Origin of the sequence: Flavobacterium sp. ZB4R12, from assembly GCF_048276375.1 — a bacterium.
Classification (GTDB): domain Bacteria; phylum Bacteroidota; class Bacteroidia; order Flavobacteriales; family Flavobacteriaceae; genus Flavobacterium; species Flavobacterium gawalongense.
Genome location: NZ_JBLNKS010000041.1, coordinates 1 through 3,543, shown reverse-complemented (window position 1 = coordinate 3,543; position 3,543 = coordinate 1). Strand labels below are relative to the sequence as shown.

Sequence of the window (3,543 nt, the reverse complement as noted above, 5' to 3'; positions counted from 1 at the left end):
ATTGCTTTAGTGAAAACTGGTGTCTTTAGCGACACCAACAATGATGGTTTCGCTCAAGTGGGTGAAAAAATCAATTATACTTTTGCAGTGACCAATACGGGTAATGTAATCGTAACCAATATCATTATCACAGATCCATTAATAGGTTTGATTATAACTGGTAATCCAATTGCTTCTTTAGCGTCTGGGGCTACGAATAGTTCAGTGACTGGTACTTATACCATAACCCAAGCTGATATCGATGCAGGGAGAGTAACCAATTCCGCTTTGGCAACCGGTAAAGATCCTAAAGGAAATGATGTAACCGATATTTCGGGTACAACCGTTGAAAATAATACGCCAACCGTTACGCCGCTTACTCAAAATCCACGTTTAGAAGTCACCAAAAATGCTACTACTACTGAATATAGTTTGGTTGGAGATATAATCAATTATACCATACAAGTAAAAAACACAGGTAATGTAACACTTCATCAAATCATCGTAACTGACCCATTAACAGGACTGAACACCACTATTGAAAGCTTAACACCTGGCAGTAGTTCTCAAGTATTTCCTCAAAGTTATACGATAATTAAAAATGACTTAACCAATGGTTCAGTAACCAATACCGCCACTGCAAATGGATTAACACCAGACGGAAATCATATCATTGATACAGATACAGTAAAGGTTGATAAAGCTTTAGTGTTAGGATGTGGAACAATACTCGTCCATAATGCCTTCTCTCCAAACGGTGATGGAATTAATGAAAAATTCACAATCGACAATATTAATGATATTGACTGTTATCCGGATAATACTGTTGAAATTTACAACCGTTGGGGTGTATTGGTTTTTGAAACTAGAAACTATAATAATGACAGCAACTATTTTGACGGAATCTCAAGAGGAAGAACAACCATTAGCCAGTCCTCTGGATTACCTACCGGAACCTATTATTATATCCTGAATTACACTTCCGTTGATCTAAATGGCGATATTCATGCTAATAAAAAAGACGGGTATTTATACCTTACCAGATAAATCTAACTCAAATCTAATTCCTGAGGGTTAACAGCCCTTGGGTTTAAAAAGGAAATCAAATGAAGACAAGAATACTATTATTCGCTTTGCTGTTTACTGGAGTTGTAAGTTATGCCCAACAAGATGCACAGTTTACACAATACATGTATAACACAATAAATGTCAATCCCGCTTATGCAGGATCGAGAGGAGCCTTGAGTATATTTGCTTTGCATCGTACGCAATGGGTTGGACTCGATGGAGCACCTGTTACAAATGCAGTGTCAGTGAATACACCTTTTAACGAGAGTCGTTTAGGATTGGGGGTGTCTATTATAAATGATAAAATTGGACCTACTCAGGAGAACACTATCTCCGCCGATTTGTCCTATACCATTCCTACTTCGGAGACTGTTAAACTTTCTTTTGGTATTAAAGCAACCGCCAATCTATTCGATTTAGACGTTACTCGATTAAATCCTGTCGATGACGACCCTAGTTTGCATGATTTTAATAATAAATTCTCACCAAATATAGGTGCCGGTATCTATTTACATTCCCATAAAGGCTATGTGGGTTTATCAGTTCCTAATTTTATCGAAACCAACCGTTATGATGATAATGAGGTAGCTATTTTCAAAGAAAAAATAAATTACTACCTAATTGCCGGATATGTGTTTGATCTAAGTAATTTTGCAAAATTCAAACCTGCCCTGCTCACCAAAATGGTTGAAGGCGCTCCGCTTCAGGTAGATATATCCGGAAATTTTATGATCAACGATAAATTTGTTGTTGGAGTCGCTTACCGATGGAGTGCTGCCCTAAGTGCAAATGTTGGCTTTCAAATCTCTGATGCTTTATATATTGGGTACGGCTATGATCTTGAAACGACCAATTTAGACAATTATAATTCCGGTTCGCATGAAATATTCCTGCGCTATGAATTATTCAACAAAAACAAAAAAATGACAACCCCTAGATTCTTCTAAAAACAATCATCATGAAATGAGCATAACGAAAATCCGATGCAAACACCGATAGCGATATGCGAATTACATATGACCGATAAAAAACAATAAAAATATAACATATGAAAACTACCAGGCTCCTTTTTATAACAATAGTAATTGTATTTTCATTTAACGGTTATGCCCAAAAAGTAAAAGTTTCTACAGCCGAAAAAAAATATGGAAACTTTGCCAATATAGATGCCATAAAAACCTATGAAAGGGTTGCCGAAAAAGGATACAAATCGACAGATATGTTTAAAAAACTTGGGAATTCCTATTACTATAATGCCGAGCTCGACCAAGCCGCTAAATGGTATGGCGAATTATTTACCATGACTCAAGATGTCGAACCTGAATATTATTACCGATATGCCCAGTCTTTGAGGGCTATAGGTCAAAATGACAAAGCCGATGAGATGCTGGAAAAATTCAATCAATTATCTGAAATTAAGACTAGGTAATAAATTTAAATAACAACAATAAAATTACGTCTCCCAGATTTTTCTAAAACAATTATCATGAAAAATAACATCCCCCTTTACATAACGATAATAAGTGTTTTTTCATTTAACTGTTTTGCACAAAAAACCAAGGTTTCTCTAGCCGACAAGAAAATGGAAAGTACACAAATAACGCGTCACATACTGTCAAAAAAGATTCCTAATCCTGTAAGAACTGTAAAAGTATACCATGTGAAAGAAAACATCAACATGAAATTTGGAGGGTACACCACTACCTATAATGTGTCTGACTCAAGCCTAGTTAACACATACGATTTAGGACCAAACAACACCAGAGTTGTAACTCCGCGCTTTGAAAAAGAAATACGACTCCCTGATTATCATGCAGAAACCATCACAGACTCGATAAAGTCTACCTTAAAACCTTATAATTTAGGCGTAACAGACTCTTCGAATAAACATGGCGACTATGCCTACATATTTATGATAAAAACCTATGAAAGGGTCGCAGAGAAAGGATACAAATCCGTAGAGATATTTCAGAAATTGGGAAACGCCTATTACTATAATTCAGAGATGGACAAGGCCGTGAAATGGTATGGCAAATTATTTGCCATGACTTCTGATTTAGAACCCGAATATTATTACCGCTATGCACATTCTTTGAAAGCCATAGGTCAAAATGACAAAGCCAATGAAATGTTGGGGAAATTCAATCAATTATCCGGGAACAATACCAGATAATATATTTCAAAAACTGCAATAAATTGATAAAACTAAGATTCTTCTAAAAAACAATCATTATGAAAAATAGTATACTCCTTTTTATAACAATAGTAAGTGTTTTTTCATTTAACTGTTTTGCCCAAAAAGCAAGAGTTTCTGCAGCCGAAAAAAAATATGGCAACTATGCTTATATAGATGCCATAAAAACCTACAAAAGGCTTGCAGAAAAAGGATACAAATCGGCAGATATGTTTCAAAAATTGGGAAATTCCTATTACTATAATGCCGAGCTCGACCAAGCCGCTAAATGGTATGGCGAATTATTTGCCATGACTTCTGAT

Annotated in this window: 4 protein-coding genes and 1 pseudogene; all 5 read left to right on the top strand. The window is 35.7% G+C overall.

From position 1 onward, the window contains the following. A partial coding sequence (locus ACNO7W_RS16260; RefSeq protein ID WP_417938912.1) for a gliding motility-associated C-terminal domain-containing protein occupies positions 1 to 1,026 on the top strand: 1,026 nt, incomplete at its 5' end. A 59-nt stretch (positions 1,027 to 1,085) separates the two neighbouring features. Continuing rightward, a complete protein-coding gene (locus ACNO7W_RS16255) occupies positions 1,086 to 1,994 on the top strand; it encodes a type IX secretion system membrane protein PorP/SprF (protein WP_417938911.1) in 909 nt (302 codons plus the stop codon). A gap of 101 nt (positions 1,995 to 2,095) precedes the next feature. After that, positions 2,096 to 2,476, top strand: a complete 381-nt coding sequence (locus ACNO7W_RS16250; protein ID WP_185963170.1) for a tetratricopeptide repeat protein — start codon at positions 2,096 to 2,098, stop codon at positions 2,474 to 2,476. Positions 2,477 to 2,533: 57 nt separating this feature from the next. After that, positions 2,534 to 3,220: a tetratricopeptide repeat protein gene (locus ACNO7W_RS16245; RefSeq protein ID WP_417938910.1), complete on the top strand. Its 687-nt coding sequence runs from the start codon at positions 2,534 to 2,536 to the stop codon at positions 3,218 to 3,220. Between the two features lie 59 nt (positions 3,221 to 3,279). Next, positions 3,280 to 3,543, top strand: a pseudogene (locus ACNO7W_RS16240) (flagellar motor protein MotB); the annotation flags it as partial.

Coding starts and splice junctions, on each gene's coding strand:
- ACNO7W_RS16255 (WP_417938911.1), top strand. CDS start 1,086: ATGAAGACAAGAATACTATTATTCGCTTTGCTGTTTACTGGAGTTGTA.
- ACNO7W_RS16250 (WP_185963170.1), top strand. CDS start 2,096: ATGAAAACTACCAGGCTCCTTTTTATAACAATAGTAATTGTATTTTCA.
- ACNO7W_RS16245 (WP_417938910.1), top strand. CDS start 2,534: ATGAAAAATAACATCCCCCTTTACATAACGATAATAAGTGTTTTTTCA.